The 16474-nt window shown below is 60.8% G+C and carries 17 protein-coding genes; 4 read left to right on the top strand and 13 right to left on the bottom strand.

Annotated elements, in window-relative coordinates; genetic code table 11:
• From sdhA to sdhC, 3 genes are read right to left on the bottom strand one after another with little or no spacing between them, the layout of a single operon-like run.
• Positions 1-1773, bottom strand: coding sequence for a succinate dehydrogenase flavoprotein subunit (sdhA, locus tag HU719_RS05080; RefSeq protein ID WP_186520236.1), 1773 nt, complete (start codon positions 1771-1773; stop codon positions 1-3).
• 3 nt (positions 1774-1776) lie between these two features.
• On the bottom strand, positions 1777-2145 hold the full coding sequence (sdhD, locus tag HU719_RS05075) for a succinate dehydrogenase, hydrophobic membrane anchor protein (RefSeq protein WP_186520237.1): 369 nt from the start codon (positions 2143-2145) through the stop codon (positions 1777-1779).
• Positions 2139-2525, bottom strand: coding sequence for a succinate dehydrogenase, cytochrome b556 subunit (gene sdhC / locus HU719_RS05070; protein WP_186520238.1), 387 nt, complete (start codon positions 2523-2525; stop codon positions 2139-2141). Before sdhC ends, sdhD begins: the two co-directional genes overlap by 7 nt.
• A 352-nt stretch (positions 2526-2877) precedes the next feature.
• On the opposite strand from sdhC, the gene gltA reads away from it, so the two are divergent.
• The 3 genes from gltA (at position 2878) to HU719_RS05055 (ending at position 5747) form a co-directional block, all read left to right on the top strand.
• Positions 2878-4167: a citrate synthase gene (gene gltA / locus HU719_RS05065; protein WP_186520239.1), complete on the top strand. Its 1290-nt coding sequence runs from the start codon at positions 2878-2880 to the stop codon at positions 4165-4167.
• A 152-nt stretch (positions 4168-4319) separates the two neighbouring features.
• Positions 4320-5078 (top strand): hypothetical protein, encoded by a 759-nt coding sequence (locus HU719_RS05060; RefSeq protein WP_186534775.1) that lies wholly within the window; start codon positions 4320-4322, stop codon positions 5076-5078.
• A 33-nt stretch (positions 5079-5111) separates the two neighbouring features.
• Complete coding sequence (locus HU719_RS05055; protein WP_186534774.1) at positions 5112-5747, top strand: hypothetical protein; 636 nt, start codon at positions 5112-5114, stop codon at positions 5745-5747.
• 46 nt (positions 5748-5793) lie between these two features.
• Here the strand turns inward: HU719_RS05055 and HU719_RS05050 are convergent, their stop codons facing one another.
• The 9 genes from HU719_RS05050 to HU719_RS05010 all read right to left on the bottom strand — a co-directional run bounded on the left by HU719_RS05050 (position 5794) and on the right by HU719_RS05010 (position 12843).
• The gene (locus HU719_RS05050; protein WP_186520257.1) at positions 5794-6399 is read right to left on the bottom strand and encodes an START domain-containing protein; all 606 of its coding nucleotides are present in this window, start codon (positions 6397-6399) and stop codon (positions 5794-5796) included.
• A gap of 33 nt (positions 6400-6432) precedes the next feature.
• Positions 6433-6687 carry a YkgJ family cysteine cluster protein gene (locus HU719_RS05045; RefSeq protein ID WP_186520259.1) on the bottom strand — a complete coding sequence of 85 codons (255 nt, stop codon included), beginning with the start codon at positions 6685-6687 and terminating at the stop codon, positions 6433-6435.
• A 107-nt stretch (positions 6688-6794) separates the two neighbouring features.
• Positions 6795-7241: a hypothetical protein gene (locus tag HU719_RS05040; RefSeq protein WP_186520242.1), complete on the bottom strand. Its 447-nt coding sequence runs from the start codon at positions 7239-7241 to the stop codon at positions 6795-6797.
• 66 nt (positions 7242-7307) lie between these two features.
• Positions 7308-8750: an aminotransferase-like domain-containing protein gene (locus HU719_RS05035; protein WP_186520243.1), complete on the bottom strand. Its 1443-nt coding sequence runs from the start codon at positions 8748-8750 to the stop codon at positions 7308-7310.
• 199 nt (positions 8751-8949) lie between these two features.
• On the bottom strand, positions 8950-9759 hold the full coding sequence (locus tag HU719_RS05030; RefSeq protein ID WP_186534773.1) for an OmpA family protein: 810 nt from the start codon (positions 9757-9759) through the stop codon (positions 8950-8952).
• On the bottom strand, positions 9756-10076 hold the full coding sequence (locus tag HU719_RS05025) for a DUF4398 domain-containing protein (protein WP_186520258.1): 321 nt from the start codon (positions 10074-10076) through the stop codon (positions 9756-9758). Before HU719_RS05025 ends, HU719_RS05030 begins: the two co-directional genes overlap by 4 nt.
• Positions 10077-10273: 197 nt before the next feature.
• Positions 10274-11083 carry a substrate-binding periplasmic protein gene (locus HU719_RS05020; protein WP_186534772.1) on the bottom strand — a complete coding sequence of 270 codons (810 nt, stop codon included), beginning with the start codon at positions 11081-11083 and terminating at the stop codon, positions 10274-10276.
• A gap of 80 nt (positions 11084-11163) precedes the next feature.
• Entirely contained in the window at positions 11164-12093 is a 930-nt protein-coding gene (locus tag HU719_RS05015) for an electron transfer flavoprotein subunit alpha/FixB family protein (protein WP_186534771.1), read from the bottom strand.
• Positions 12094-12843, bottom strand: coding sequence for an electron transfer flavoprotein subunit beta/FixA family protein (locus HU719_RS05010; protein WP_186520247.1), 750 nt, complete (start codon positions 12841-12843; stop codon positions 12094-12096). It lies immediately after the preceding gene.
• Between the two features lie 540 nt (positions 12844-13383).
• Here HU719_RS05010 and HU719_RS05005 point away from each other — a divergent pair.
• Positions 13384-15066, top strand: coding sequence for an electron transfer flavoprotein-ubiquinone oxidoreductase (locus HU719_RS05005; protein ID WP_186534770.1), 1683 nt, complete (start codon positions 13384-13386; stop codon positions 15064-15066).
• 70 nt (positions 15067-15136) lie between these two features.
• Here the strand turns inward: HU719_RS05005 and HU719_RS05000 are convergent, their stop codons facing one another.
• The gene (locus HU719_RS05000; RefSeq protein ID WP_186534769.1) at positions 15137-16462 is read right to left on the bottom strand and encodes an MFS transporter; all 1326 of its coding nucleotides are present in this window, start codon (positions 16460-16462) and stop codon (positions 15137-15139) included.
• Between the last annotated feature and the right edge of the window lie 12 nt (positions 16463-16474).

Raw genomic sequence — 16474 nt, 5'->3', positions numbered from 1 at the left:
TTAGTAAGTCCGGATTTTCGGCTCGAAGGCCGGAACGGTCTTCGGCGCAAAGTTGACGCCACGCTTGGCTACGCGCTTCTCACCCGGGTAGTACAGGGTGTGGCACAGCCAGTTCTCGTCGTCACGGTCTTCGAAGTCTTCACGGGCGTGAGCGCCGCGGGACTCTTTACGGGTTTCGGCCGCGATGGCGGTAGCTTCAGCGACTTCCAGCAGGTTCTGCAGCTCCAGCGCTTCGATACGCGCGGTGTTGAAGGCCTGGGACTTGTCGTTGATCTTGACGTTGGCGATACGGTCACGCAGGCCAGCCAACTGCTCGATGCCCTTCTGCATGTATTCGCCGGTACGGAACACACCGAAGTAGTTCTGCATGCAGCTCTGCAGTTCGCGGCGCAGGCTTGCAACGTCTTCGCCGGTGGTGCGCTCGTTGAGCTTGTTCAGGCGGTTCAGGGCAACGTCGATGTCGGTGTCGCTGGCATCGTTGTAGCTGACGCCGTCGCTCAGGGCCTTTTCCAGGTGCAGGCCAGCGGCGCGACCGAATACCACGAGGTCGAGCAGCGAGTTGCCGCCCAGGCGGTTGGCACCGTGAACCGATACGCACGCCACTTCACCTACGGCGAACAGGCCAGGGATGATCTGGTCCTTGCCTTCGGTGTCCATGGTGATGGCCTGGCCATGGATGTTGGTGGCAACGCCGCCCATCATGTAGTGGCAGGTTGGAACGACCGGTACCGGCGCGACCACTGGGTCGACGTGGGCAAAGGTCTTGGACAGCTCGCAGATACCTGGCAGGCGGCTGTGCAGCACTTCCTCGCCAAGGTGGTCGAGCTTGAGCAGCACGTGGTCCTTGTTCGGACCCACGCCGTTGCCGGCGATGATCTCTTTGACCATGGAACGGGCAACCACGTCGCGACCTGCAAGGTCTTTGGCGTTCGGCGCGTAACGCTCCATGAAACGCTCACCGTGGGCGTTGATCAGGTAACCACCTTCACCACGGCAACCTTCGGTGACCAGTACGCCAGCGCCGGCGATGCCGGTTGGGTGGAACTGCCACATTTCGATGTCCTGCACCGGCACGCCGGCACGCAGGGCCATGCCGATACCGTCGCCGGTATTGATCAGGGCGTTGGTGGTGGAGGCGTAGATACGGCCAGCACCGCCAGTGGCCAGAACGGTGGCCTTGGACTTGATGTACATGGTTTCGCCGGTTTCGATGCAGATTGCGATCACACCGACGAACGCGCCGTCCTGGTTCTTCACCAGGTCAACCGCGTAGTACTCGTTAAGGAAGGTGGTGCCTGCCTTCAGGTTGCCCTGGTACAGGGTGTGCAGCAGTGCGTGACCGGTACGGTCGGACGCGGCGCACGTACGGGCAGCCTGGCCACCCTTGCCGAAGTCCTTGGACTGGCCACCGAACGGACGCTGGTAGATACGGCCGGTTTCGGTACGCGAGAACGGCAGACCCATGTGATCCAGTTCGAAGACCGCAGCCGGGCCTTCCTGACACATGTATTCAATAGCGTCCTGGTCACCGATGTAGTCGGAGCCCTTGACGGTATCGTACATGTGCCAGCGCCAGTCATCGTTCGGGTCGGCCGAAGCGATGGCACAGGTGATGCCGCCCTGGGCGGAAACGGTGTGCGAACGGGTCGGGAACACCTTGGTGACTACTGCGGTCTTGTGGCCGCCTTGAGCCAGTTGCAGCGCTGCGCGCATGCCGGCGCCGCCACCACCAATGATGATGGCGTCGAAGGAAATCGTTGGAATGCTAGCCATGAATCAGATACCCCAGAGAATCTGCACACCCCAGACGAAGTAAGCGAACATCGCAACGCCGCATACCGCCTGGAACAGGAAACGTACCGCAGTGGCCGACTTGCCCAGCGCCATCGGCGTCAGGTAGTCGGTGGCAATGGTCCACATGCCGACCCAGGCGTGAGCGCCCAGGGCCACCAGGGCCAGCAGACTGAAGATACGCATCGCGTTGTTGGAGAACAGACCGTGCCACTGGGCATAGTCGATCCCTGGATGGGCGACGAGGTAGCCGATCAGGAAGATGAAGTAAGCCGCGAGAACGACCGCAGAAACACGCTGCGCCATCCAGTCATAGAGGCCCGAACGCGAAAGGTTCGTGACGTTAGTTACCATATCCAAACTCCTGCCAGAACGATCACCACTACAGACACAGCGATGATGATTTTCGAGCCCAGTCGTCCGCCTTCAAGCGTCTCGCCGACGCCCATGTCCATGATCAAGTGGCGCACTCCGGCAACCAGGTGATACAGCAAGGCAGACAGCAGACCCCATGCGATGAACTTGGCCAGCGGGCTGGTCAAGCACGCCTTCACTTCACCGAAACCTTCAGCCGATTCCAGGGACTTGCTCAATGCATAAAGCATGATGGCCAGGCCGAGGAAAAGAATGATGCCGGAGACACGGTGCAGGAATGACGTTACGCCGGTAATGGGGAGTTTGATGGTCCTTAAGTCTAGGTTTACAGGTCGTTGGCTTTTCACGGCTTTTTTCACACTGAAGAGCCCCTAGCAAGCAGGGCAAAGTTGTTGGTAAGTGTACTGGTCAGGTACCCACCATCGGAGAGAGCGACGACACCCAGCGGGTCAGGCAAGAAAGCCTCTGGGAGTCGGCTGCCGAGTATAGACAGTTAGGTTGCTCATGACAACGCAGGGGGCTAGCCCGAATAGCGCATTGCCTTTGGCGAACAAAAGGCGTAAACGGGCGATAATTTCTCGAAAAATCAGGCTTCAAGGGGTGTTTCAACCAGCCTTTAGGCAAATTGACATCTGAATTTATCCCTCTATAGTGGTGCGGGCCCTGCGTGGGGGGTCTGTCTGATGATTTCAAGCATTAATAGGAGGCCACATGGCTGACAAAAAAGCGCAGTTGATCATCGAGGGCAATGCCCCCGTCGAACTGCCCATTTTAACCGGCACCGTTGGTCCCGATGTCATCGACGTCCGCGGGTTGGGGGCATCCGGTCACTTCACCTTCGACCCCGGCTTCATGGCGACCGCCTCGTGCGAGTCGAAGATCACCTACATCGACGGTGATAAAGGCATCCTGCTGCATCGCGGCTACCCGATCGAGCAGCTCGCCGAACAGTCCGACTACCTCGAAACCTGCTACCTGCTGCTGAACGGCGAACTGCCGAACGCCGAGCAGAAAGCCCAGTTCGTCAGCACCGTGAAGAACCACACCATGGTCCACGAACAGCTGAAGACCTTCTTCAACGGTTTCCGTCGCGACGCCCACCCGATGGCCGTGATGTGCGGCGTAGTCGGCGCACTGTCGGCGTTCTACCACGACTCGCTGGACATCAATAACCCGCAACACCGCGAAATCTCCGCGGTGCGCCTGGTCGCTAAAATGCCGACCCTGGCAGCGATGGTCTACAAGTACTCCATGGGCCAGCCCATGATGTACCCGCGTAACGACCTGACGTACGCAGAAAACTTCCTGCACATGATGTTCAACACGCCGTGCGAGATCAAACCGATCAGCCCGACGCTGGCCAAGGCCATGGACCGGATCTTCATCCTCCATGCCGACCACGAGCAGAACGCCTCCACTTCCACCGTGCGCCTGGCAGGCTCTTCGGGTGCCAACCCGTTCGCCTGTATCGCTGCCGGTATCGCCGCACTCTGGGGCCCGGCCCACGGCGGCGCGAACGAAGCCGTACTGACCATGCTTGATGAAATCGGCGATGTTTCCAACATCGACACATTCATCGCCAAGGCCAAGGACAAGAACGACCCGTTCAAGCTGATGGGCTTCGGTCACCGCGTTTACAAAAACCGCGACCCGCGCGCCACCGTGATGAAGCAGACCTGCGACGAAGTCCTGGGCGAGCTGGGCATCAAGAACGATCCGCAGCTGGAACTGGCCATGCGCCTCGAAGAGATCGCACTGACCGATCCGTACTTCATCGAGCGCTCGCTGTACCCGAACGTGGACTTCTACTCGGGCATCATCCTCAAGGCTATCGGCATTCCGACCAGCATGTTCACCGTGATCTTCGCCCTGGCACGTACCGTGGGCTGGATCTCGCACTGGAAGGAAATGCTTTCCGGCCCGTACAAGATTGGCCGCCCGCGCCAGCTGTACACCGGCGAGCCGCAGCGCGACATCGTCGAGCTGAAAGACCGCAAGTAAGCCTTTCGCACTATCCGGACTGCCTCGGCACAACGCTGAGGCAGCCCCCTCCTCCCGCTACCGGGAACCAACTCCGCCTTACACCCCGCAGCGCATTTCAAGATGATCGGCACGGCCATCGTGCAACCCAATCATCACGTGAGATGCAAAACATGCCAATAGACCAAAGCTACGAATTCTTCGACAACCTCGAGCTGCTCGCCCCCGCCCCACAACCTGGCCTGGCGATGCCAGACTCGTTTGCCCCCTCCCTACCCGCTGACGCACCCTCACTCGCTGGCGTCATGGACAACAAAATCATCACCTTCACCGACAACCTCGAATCCAAGTTCAAGGAAGCCGCCAAATACAGCGTGCAGATCTCTCAAGCAGCCGCCAACAAATCGTTCAACCAAATAACGCAACGCCTGGAATGGCACGGGGCGTACTCAGAGGCGCTGAGGCATTGCGGCTGGATCGGCACATCCAACAACTTTGTCAAATATAAAGAAGCCGAAGCCGAAGTGAACATGGAGCTTGTAGCGATCGAACTCCTCAAGCTCGCCATGGGCCCTACTATCTCACGCGTCCTGGACGTTACCATCGCTGCGATCCAGGCCCTGAAGGCGAACACCGAACTGACGGCGAAACTGCAGAAATCAGCACCCCAAGGCGAGAGCGGGTCATTCAACATCTTGCCGTGCCTGCAGCAGGGTAAGGACGTAGTGATGTACGACCAAGCCATGACGTACCAAAGGAGAAGTAACAGCGGCGGTTTCTGGTTCTGGTCATGGAAATCGTCAGACATCAACCTGGAACAAGTCGCCAACAAGTGGGAGCTCAACTTTGACCACTACCAGGCACTGGAGGCACAAATAAAGGCCAAAATTGGCAAGCATTCATCCGATTTCTTCGATGAACTCGACCTCTGAGCGACATGGCCACCCCCAAAAAGGGCTCCCACTGTGGATACGTTTCCCAGCCTCTACCGCAACGCCGGAATAGTACTCATCGACCACACACCTGCAAGCGAACCGCAACAGGGGTACATGAGCTCGATTTTGCTCGCCCAACTAATTGCAAATCAGCAACACAAGGTCGACACCCCCAAGGAGTGGCAACACACCCTGCTGACAGCATTTGCAAAATTAGGCTGGCTCGTCACGACGTCCAGCAGTCGACACGTCACTCAAAAGACGCCCTTTACCCTGGGGGACTTGCTTGCCAGAGAGCCAAACCTAGGAAAACCGACCCTGCAACACTGCCTTCGAAGGCTCACAACAGCACAATCCAATGCATTATGCGCACACTGCATTTTGCCTCTAGAGAATGGAAACACAGCCATTCGCGTTGGTCTGGGGGTGATTGCTGACAACGGATTACTAGACCTGACAATAGTGTCATTCATTGCCAGTTCGCCCTCGGGCGCATGCCTGGCAGCGCGGTTTGAAAGTTGCAGCCGCGACCCCCTCACGGTGGCGATAGATCATCACGTCATCATGGCACCAGAGACATATGCCCCCCCGAAAGACCGCAAGGTGACCGACGCCTTAGGGAACCATTACAGCAAGGAGATTGAGAGAATCTACCCCCTTAATTAACCGCACCGACCAGAAGCGCCTCGGCGGCTTCTGGTCGGCAGCGCGATCAAGGCCGTTCGGCGCGTTCGCGCAAGGCCTTCAAGGTATTGAATGGCGCATCCACCACAAACTTGTTGGCCAGCCACGAAGGCACGCTGCCACCCGGCTCGGTATGCACCTGATACGTGACCTCGGTGCTATCACCCTTGGGCACCAGCTTCCAGAAGCCTTCGACCTGCACCACCCGCACATAACCGCTCTCTTCAGGCAGATACGTAGGCACCTCTTTGAGCGTGCGCGTGACGCTGCCGTCAGCCTCCTGCACGGTGGTCACCTGCAGCACCGAATCGCGCGGGGTGACTGGCCATGGGGTATTGAACTGGGTGTAGGTCCAGCTCTGCGCGCCTTCGTGCTTGAGCAGCTTCTGCGACTTGCACTCGTGCACCCAGGCACAGGCGCCGGCTACGTCCTCCTGCAACGCCTTGACCTTGGCCAGCGGCGCCTTGATCAGGGTAACGCCGCGATACGCCTTGTACTTGGAACCCGCCACTTCACTGAGCGACACCTTGATGCCGTCTTCATCCTTGGCCACCTGCCAGTTCTCGGCCCAGGCGCTCGGCGCCAGCACCGCACCCAGGCTACACAGCAGAGCAATACGCTTGATCGATCTCATCATCTTGTTCCTTGTTGTCGAAGATCCAACCTGTCACGCCGCCGTCACTTGCTCCAGCCAGCCAATGATGCGTATGGCTTCATCCCGATCATTGCCGCACACCGCCACCTCCGCCTTGAAACCACCACACACTTTGGGCCGCTCGGGCTTGCCGAACAGGGCGCAGAGGTTATCTAGGTTCAGGTGCAGGCAGCGCTCCCCCGCCGGCTTGCCCAGAGGCATGCCAGGAATGGCAGAGCTGATGGATGGGGCGATGCAGCAAGCACCACAACCCTCACGGCAATTCATGAAAACAGGACTCCCAGAAGCAAGACGGGACGAACGTCCCTGGATACTAACCGCTCAAACATACGTTTGAAATTACCAGGCAGATGAAATCGACAGTGACCCGGTAGTCAGTTACGGAATTCGAAATCGAGGGCAGCGCCGTCAACATCGCGGCGGCTGTCATTGCGCATCTGCAACTGCATTTCGTTGCTGATCAGCCGGCCGTTGAGCTGGAACGGGCTACCGTCTGACTCCGGCTTTGCGGGGAACATGGATGGCAATATCGGCTTGCGCACCACAGGCCCATCACCGACATCAGGCTCAAGCTGGTTGACCATGCTTTTGGGTAGCGAGAGGTCCAGCTTGGGCTTGGGCAATGGTTTGGCCACTGCCGTGTTACGGGCAGCGCGCCTGGCCTTTGGCTTGGCCTTGCTGGCCGCCTTGGGCTTGGCCTTGGTCACAGGCTTGGCCGAGGGCTTTACCTGGGCTTTGCTTACCGGCTCCGCAGCCGCCGCCATGCCTGCCGGCAGCCAAGGCAGCGCTAGACACAAGGCAAGGACAAGAGGACGAAACACGTTGAGGGCCACCGCAGGCAGAGTCAGAGGTGCGTATGCTCCCTTTTCCCTGCCGCTCTGACAAGCCTACAAAAGTGATGGGGTCGTGTCTCTGCACAATTGATGAGCCAGCAGACCGAGCGTAATCACGGCACGTTCGGCCTCTTTATTCCACGGAATGCCGCAATTTAGCCGGATACAGTGATTGAATTGCTCGGTGTTACTGAATATCAGCCCAGGGGCGATGCTGATGCCCTGCTCCAGCGCCCGCACGTGCAGGTCCTGGGTGTTGACCCTGCCCGGCAGGCTGACCCACAGGATGAAGCCACCGGTTGGGCGCGTCATCTGCGTGCCGTCAGGGAAGTGCTGCTGGACAGCCAACTGGTAGGCGGTCAGGTTCTTGCGGTATTCCTGGCGAATGAAACGCAGGTGGCGATCGTAGCCGCCGTTCTCCAGATAAGCCGCCACGGCCATTTGCGTCACGCTGCACGCCGAATGGGTGGTGAAAGTCTGCAAGCGCTGGATCTCATCCTGGTAACGCCCCGCGATCATCCAGCCCACCCGCACACCCGGCGACAGGGTCTTGGAAAAACTCGAGCAGTAGATCACCCGGTCCAGTCGATCGTAAGCCTTGAGCGCCTTGGTACGGCCCTGCTCGAACATCAATTCGCCATAGATATCATCTTCGACGATCTGGATATCGAAGTCCGAGGCCAAACGCAGCAACTGCTTCTGGCGGTCTTCCGGGATAGTGCCGCCCAGTGGGTTGCTCAGCCGCGCGGTCAGCACCAGGGCCTTGATCGACCATTGATTGGCCGCCAGTTGCAACGCCTCAAGGCTGACACCGGTGGACGGGTCGCTGGGAATCTCGATGACTTTCAGGCCCAGCAGGTCAGCAAGCTGCAACAGGCCGTAATAAGTCGGCGACTCAGCAGCAATCAGGTCCCCCGGCCGGGTCAGTACCCGCAGCGCCATTTGCAGCGCATCGACGCAGCCATGGGTGATCACTACCTCGCGCGGGTCTACCAGCACACCGGCGTCGCGCATGCGAATGGCCACTTGCCGGCGCAACGGCTCGAAACCTGGGCTGAACATGTAGCTGAAGGCGCGAGGGCTATGGAACCGAGTGACCTTGGCCAACTGCTGGTGCAAGGCGCGCACCGGCAAATAGTCCACGTGCGGGACCGCCGCGCCGAACGGGAACACCCCGTCACGGCGAGCCTCGGTCAGCACCTGCTGGATGATACTGGCGCGAGTCACCAGGCCCGGCCGCTCGACGCGGGCGATATCGGGGGTGAGCGCAGTCAGGGCGGGCGTCTGGTGCACGTAGTAGCCCGACTGCGGGCGCGCGCGAATCAGGCCCTGGTCCTCGAGATTGGCGTAAGCCTGCAGCACGGTGGCGTGGCTGACGTTGAGCTGCGCGCTCATCTTGCGTACCGAGGGCACTCGCTCGCCCGGCTGGTAGACACCGCGACGGATGTCTTCGGCCAGTTGCTGGGCGATGCGCTGGTACAGCAGCAGGTTGGTCATGGCGTGTTCTCGAAGCGCGGACAGGTCATTGTTCTTGTGTGGCCTACAGCCAAGTCAGAATACCGTAACAGTTGCAAAGTGTACTGGGACAGATCAGAGATTAGTCAACAATACAGTTGCGTGACAGCGAAACGGTGAACAGCCGCGCTTACAAAAAGCCCCGCTGATCGACTGCAGCCGATCGCGGGGCCCTTTACGCTTAGCGTGCGGGAGACAGCTTGCCTTTATCGTCCGAGAAGACGATCTCGACCCGACGGTTCTGCGCCCTGCCCCGCTCCGAGGCATTGGCCTCGACCGGATACTGGTCGCCATAACCGACCACCTCGATGCGTTCTTCCTTCACGCCTAGGTCGACCAGCATGTCGCCGACCGATTGCGCACGCTCGCGCGACAGCCGCAGGTTGTCTTCCGGGGTGCCGGTGCTGTCGGTGTAGCCCTCGATGCGCACCACGCGACGCGGGTTGAGCTGGAGGAACTGCACCAGCTTGAGCACGGTGCGGCTGGCAGTGTTTTTGAGGTCCGCCTGGCCGGTATCGAACAGCACATCACCCAGGGTCATTACCAGGCCCCGGTCGCTCTGCTGAGATGCCAGCGCAGAAATTTGCGCCTCGATGAATTTGCCCTGTTGCTGCACACTGGCAAGCTTGGCTTCACGCAGCGCCAATTGCAGCCGCTGGCGGTCGAGGTCAAGCTTGGTCACGCGCTCCTGGTTGAGCGCAAGCTTGGCGTGCTCGGCAGCGATTTCGCTGTAGCGCTGGCTCAGGTAGGCATAGTGGCGCACGTCGGGGCCCGTGCCGATATAACCGGCCAGGCGCTCGGCACGGCCCAGCGACTCGCCGGCCCGGATCACATCGCGCGGCGCACTGCGCAGCACATCGGAGTTGTCCTTGACCTTCTGGTAGGCCGCGGTGGCGTCATCGAGCGCCGACTCGCTGCGCTGGCTGGCGCAACCTTGCAAACCGACCAGGGCCACCAGGGCCAGTGCCGCCATTGGCTTGCTGCGCTTCATGGCTGCACCTCCAGCTGTTTACGCAGGCGCTTGACCCGTGATTGCAGCACCTGCAGTTGCTCTTCGCTTTTTTGCGTCAACACGCGGGCCTCGGCCAGGCGCGCATCAAGTTCAGCCTGCTCGGCGCGCATGCGCGCATCGCGATAGCTTTCGCTGGCCATGTTGGCCTTGGCGCGGGTGAGTTTGTCTTCGGCCAGTTTGTATTCCGGCACCTGCTCGGTTGCCCCGACCGCCTTGGCCTGTTCCAGCGCCTGCTCGGAAAGGCGCAGCTGCTCGACAGGCGCCGGGTCGCTGGCGCAACCGGCCAGGCCAAGCATGCCAAGGGCAATTATTGAGAAACGTATATTCAAGCCGAATGAGCCTCTTACGCCGAATGACTGGGTGAGAGCCACGAACGCTCAGGGCTGAGGCTCGCGCGCAAAGCGGCAATAGTAACGTGTTTGCGCTGCATTTGAGCACCTGACGGGGGGAAGTGTTTCCCTTGCCCGCCAATTCGCGGCGTAACGGCGAGAAACTACTGGGCAGCGGGCTGCATCTGGGCCTTCCAGCGCTCCACGTTGCGCTGCAACACCGCCTCGGAGGTACCGGAAAGCGGCAACTGTGCGAGCTTGCTGGCCAACTGGCCGCGCAACCAGCTGTCGTTGCAGGCCGAGTTGTGCGAAACCGCCAGGTACAACCCCGGGCGGTCCACGGGCAGGCCACGGGCGATCACATCGTTGCCAACCCCCAGGCTTTGCGTCAGGGCCATGCCTGAATAGCGCCCGGCCAGCACGTAATCGACCTGACCCAGCACCAGCTTCTGGAAGGCTTGGGTAAGGTTTTGCGCACGGTCCAGCTTGAGCTGAGCCTTGGCGAAGGCATCGAAGGCCGGGGTCAGGCGTGCCTTCTGCGAAACGCTGCCCTGGTAGCGGGCAAGGTCGGCTGGGCCGTTGAACTCCAGTACCGCGTCGTGACGGGTCCAGACCAGGTATTCGTTAAGCTGCAGCGGCGGGTGGATGTAGTCCAGCGCAGTCAGCTGAGCGACCTGCATCGGTGTATCGAGCAGCAGGTCCATGCGCCCGCTGCGCACCTCTTCGAGGGCCTGTTCGCGCCTGCCGGCGTGCAGAACTTCGACCTTGAGCCCCAGCTCGCCAGCCACTTGGCGCAGCAGGTCGACATTGGCGCCGATCAGGTGCTTGGGGTCTTGCGGGTCCTGCCAGGAATACGGCGGCGCATCGGGGCTACCGGTGACCACCAGGCGCTCGCACTTGCCTACCGCCCACACGGGCGTGGACAGTAACGCCAACACACAGGCCAGCACCTTCTTGCTCGAACCAAACGCCATGCACACCACTCCCTGCCTTGCATAAAAAAAGCCCGACCCCCATGACGGGGCCGGGCTTCTTTATAAGTGAAGCCGCTGGATCAGACCAGCTTTTCCAGCTCTGGAACGGCTTCGAACAGGTCGGCCACCAGGCCGTAATCGGCAACCTGGAAGATCGGCGCCTCTTCGTCCTTGTTGATCGCAACGATCACCCTGGAGTCTTTCATGCCGGCCAGGTGCTGGATCGCACCGGAGATACCGACGGCGATGTACAGCTGTGGCGCAACGATCTTGCCGGTCTGGCCGACCTGCATGTCGTTGGGCACGAAGCCTGCGTCGACGGCGGCGCGCGAGGCACCTACCGCAGCGCCAAGCTTGTCGGCCAGGGTGTACAGATGCTTGAAGTTGTCACCGTTACCCATGCCACGGCCGCCGGAAACGACGATCTTGGCAGCGGTCAGCTCAGGGCGGTCAGACTTGGCCAGCTCTTCGCCAACGAACGCGGAAATACCGGCGTCGTGGGCAGCAGCCACAGCTTCGACGGCAGCGGAGCCGCCTTCTGCGGCCACCGCATCGAAGCCGGTGGTACGCACGGTGATCACCTTGACCGCAGCGCTGGACTGCACGGTGGCAATGGCGTTACCGGCGTAGATCGGGCGCTTGAAGGTGTCGGCAGACTCGACCGTGATGATCTCGGAGATCTGGTCGACATCCAGCAGCGCCGCAACCCGCGGCAGGATGTTCTTGCCGTTGGTAGTAGCCGGGGCCAGCACGTGGCTGTAGCCCTTGGCCAGCTCGACGATCAGCGGCGCGACGTTTTCCGGCAGGGTATTGGCGTAGGCGGCGTTGTCCGCCACCAGCACCTTGGCTACACCGGCAATCTTGGCGGCGGACTCAGCCACGCCACCTACGTTCTGGCCGGCGACCAGTACGTGGATGTCACCGCCGACTTTGGCAGCAGCGGCGACAGTGTTCAGGGTGGCCGGGGCTACGGCACCGTTTTCGTGTTCAGCGACAACCAGGATAGTCATTTAGATTACCTTCGCTTCGTTCTTCAGCTTCTCGACCAGTTCGGCCACCGACTTGACCTTGATACCTGCGCTGCGTGCAGCCGGCGCTTCAACCTTGATGGTCTTGGTGGTAGAGGCGAGCGATACGCCCAGCGCGTCCGGAGTCACAGTCTCCAGCGGCTTTTTCTTGGCCTTCATGATGTTCGGCAGCGACGCATAGCGCGGCTCGTTCAGGCGCAGGTCGGTGGTGACGATGGCCGGCAGGTTCAGCGCAACGGTTTGCAGGCCGCCGTCGATTTCGCGGGTGACGTTGAGCTTGTCGCCAGCCACTTCTACCTTGGAGGCGAAGGTGCCCTGGGCGAAACCGGTCAACGCAGCCAGCATCTGGCCGGTCTGGTTGTTGTCGCTGTCGATGGCCTGCTTGCCCAGGATCACCAGCTGCGGCTGTTCCTTGTCGACAATGGCCTTGAGCGCCTTGGCCACGGCGAGCGAGTTAAGCTCATCGGCGGCTTCGACCAAGATGGCGCGGTCGGCACCCAGCGCCAAGGCAGTACGCAACTGCTCCTGAGCGGTGGTCGGGCCTACCGAGACAACGACGATTTCGGAAGCAACGCCTTTTTCCTTCAGGCGCACGGCCTCTTCCACGGCAATTTCGCAGAAGGGGTTCATGGACATCTTGACGTTAGCAAGGTCGACGCCGGAGTTGTCCGCCTTGACGCGAACCTTGACGTTGTAGTCGACCACTCGTTTGACAGCTACAAGAACCTTCATGGATTCCTCGTTACTCTCCGGTGAAAAGAAGATCGCCTGGGGACTGCCCGGCGAATGCGCGTGGGTACAAGGGCACCTCTAAAAACGTACCGGAGCGGGCCGGATTCAGCACAAACGGCAGATGACCGATCAGTCTTGCTGCGACCCGGCGGGCAAAACCCGCGGGTCATTTTCTGTCGTGGCGTGTAGACTCCACTACAAAACCTGATTCAGCCCGTAAACCCTGCTCCACGCCTGGTCTTTAGGGGTGCACCTGCGCCCGACGGACAGCCTACGGCGAACGCAAAAGCGCTCGTATCTTGACCGCATCACCCAATCGGGTCAATACGGCAAATTGGCCAGCCTCAAGCCGCGTTCCTTTGATTTTACTGGGCTGCGGCAAATTCAAACGAACGTTTGTATTGGACCGGCCAAGTGGTGTAGATATAATGCGCGGCCAAGACAAAACGGTGTAGTCCGTCATTTGCGCAGCTACAGCAAAGCCAGTTGCGCATGACCGCCATGCATCTAAAAAAAGACCAAGCAACAGCACGAGCCTTGATGAGTAGGAGAGAACCTGTGGAACGCGAATACATGGAATTCGACGTGGTCATCGTCGGCGCAGGCCCGGCGGGCCTGTCCGCCGCCTGCCGCCTGAAGCAGAAGGCCGCCGAAGCCGGTAACGAGATCAGCGTCTGCGTGGTCGAAAAAGGCTCCGAAGTCGGCGCCCACATCCTCTCTGGCGCGGTGTTCGAGCCGCGCGCCCTGAACGAGCTGTTCCCCGACTGGAAAGCCCTCGGCGCGCCGCTCAATACCGAAGTGAAGCGCGACGACATTTATGTGCTACGGGACGCCGGCAGTGCTACCAAAGTGCCTGACCTGTTCGTGCCCAAAACCATGCACAACGAAGGCAACTACATTATTTCGCTGGGCAACCTGTGCCGCTGGCTGGCGCAACAGGCCGAAAACCTTGGCGTAGAAATCTACCCAGGCTTCGCCGCCCAGGAAGCGCTGTTCGACGAAAACGGCGTAGTACGCGGCATCATCACTGGCGACCTGGGCGTAGACCGCGAAGGCAATCCAAAGGACGGCCTGTACACCCCGGGCATGGAACTGCGTGCCAAGTACACCCTGTTTGCCGAAGGTTGCCGCGGCCATATCGGCAAGCAGTTGATCAAGCGCTTCGACCTGGACAACGAAGCCGATGTGCAGCACTACGGCATCGGCCTCAAGGAAATCTGGGAAATCGACCCGGCCAAGCATGAGCAGGGCCTGGTGGTGCATACCGCGGGCTGGCCGCTGGATGTGGTCAGCAAGGACAACACCGGCGGCTCGTTCCTGTATCACCTGGAGAACAACCAGGTGGTGGTCGGCCTGATCGTCGACCTCTCCTACGCCAACCCGTATCTGTCGCCGTTCGACGAATTCCAGCGCCTCAAGCACCACCCGGTGATCAGCCAGTACCTCGAAGGCGGCAAGCGCATCAGCTATGGCGCCCGCGCCCTGGCCAAAGGCGGCATCAACTCGCTGCCGAAAATGATCTTCAACGGCGGCGCGCTGATCGGTTGCGACCTGGGCACCATGAACGTGGCCAAGATCAAGGGCAGCCACACCGCGATGAAGTCTGGCATGCTCGCCGCCGAAGCGGTGGCCGAGGCGTTGTTCGCCGGCAGCGAAGGCGGCGACCAACTCAACGGCTACGTGGCTGCATTCAAAGCCAGCTGGCTGTATGAAGAACTGTTCGCCAGCCGTAACTTCGGCCCGGCCATGCACAAGTTCGGCCCGCTGCTGGGCGCTGCGTTCAACTACGTGGACCAGAACTGGTTCGGCGGCAAGCTGCCGTTCACCCTGCGCGACACCAAGCCTGACTACGCCTGCCTCAAGCTAGCCGCCGACTCGAAAAAGATCGATTACCCCAAGCCCGACGGCAAGCTCAGCTTCGACAAGCTCAGCTCGGTGTTCCTCTCCAGCACCAACCATGAAGAGGAACAACCTTGCCACCTGAAGCTCGCCGACCCGAGCATCCCGATCGCCAGCAACCTGCCGCTGTACGATGAACCGGCGCAGCGCTACTGCCCGGCCGGTGTGTACGAGGTCGTCGCCCAGGAAGACGGCAGCAAACGCTTCCAGATCAACGCGCAGAACTGCGTGCACTGCAAGACCTGCGACATCAAGGACCCAGCCCAGAACATCACCTGGGTCACCCCTGAAGGTGCCGGCGGGCCGACTTACCCGAACATGTAAGTCTCAGCCCCAACAAAAAGCCCCCTGGCCGCAAGGCCCGGGGGCTTTTTGGTGTCAGGGGGCTAGCCCTTCATTTGTCACCGCACAGGACCGGCGTCGCCTGGGTAGCAAACATCAGGGGCTCGCGCCGCCCGAAATACACGGCGGTAAGCGCCCCGACCATGCCCATGATCAGACAAAACACGACACACACCCATGGGCTCCACGGCATCAGCGCGATCAGTGCCAGCGGCGTAATACTGGCCCACAGCGCGTAGGCAACGTTATAGGTAAAGGAAATACCCGACACGCGAATCTGCGCCGGGAACAAGCCAACCATCACCGACGGCACCACCCCCACAACGCCGCAGCACAAACCCGCCAAGGCATACGCCAGCCAGATAGCATCCCACTGCCCCACCAGGCTCGCATACAGCGCGCCGATGCCCAGCGGCAGCAGCAGGCTGTAGATCATCAGCGCACGCCACGCACCGATGCGGTCGACCAACAAGCCGGCCAGCACGCAACCAATATTGAGAAACACGATGCCGACGCTGCTCAAGGCGAAGGTGTGCCCCGCGCTCATGCCGAAGCGCTGCTGCATGACGGTCGGGGTGATCACTACCAGCACCACCACTGCCGAGGTAAGCACGCAGGTCAGCAGCGCGGCCGGCAGCAGTGCGCGGCGATGCTCGCGCAACACGCTGCGCAGTGGAAAGCTCACCGGCTGCTCCTTGCGCTCACGCAGGGCCAGAAACACCGGCGTTTCGCTGAGCCAGCGGCGCAGCCACACGCCAATCACACCGAACACCCCACCCAGCAGGAACGGGTAACGCCAGGCGTAATCGAGGATTTCCTGGGGGGTGAAGACCTGCGCCAGCAGCGTCGCGGTCAGCGCGCCGAGCAGATAGCCGAAGGTCAACCCCGCCTGAAGAAACCCCAGCGCATAGCCGCGCCGCCCTGCCGGAGCGTGTTCAGCAACAAAGGTCCAGGCGCTGGGCACCTCGCCCCCCACCGCAGCACCCTGCAGGATACGCAGCGCCAGCAAAATCAGCGGCGCCGCGTAGCCGATATCGGCGTAAGTCGGCATTACCCCGATCAGCAGGCACGGCAACGCCATCATCAGGATGCTCAGGCTGAACACCCGCTTGCGTCCCAGGTGGTCGGCAAAATGCGCCATCAGGATGCCGCCCAGCGGCCGCGCCAGGTAGCCGGTGACGAAAATCCCGAAACTCTGCAACAGGCGCAGCCACTCCGGCATTTCAGGCGGAAAGAACAGCTTGCTCAACGTCAAAGTGAAGAACACGAAAATGATGAAGTCGTAGATCTCCAAGGCACCGCCCAGCGCCGCCAGGCCCAGGGTGCGGTGGTCACCGCGGCACAAACGCGGCGCGCGGGCGGGATCGATGGCAGTCATGGCAGGTCCGCT

This window comes from Pseudomonas farsensis (genome assembly GCF_014268805.2).
Taxonomy (GTDB): domain Bacteria; phylum Pseudomonadota; class Gammaproteobacteria; order Pseudomonadales; family Pseudomonadaceae; genus Aquipseudomonas; species Aquipseudomonas farsensis.
Note: the sequence above shows the minus strand (reverse complement) of the source record. Positions and strands in the feature narration are given on the sequence as shown.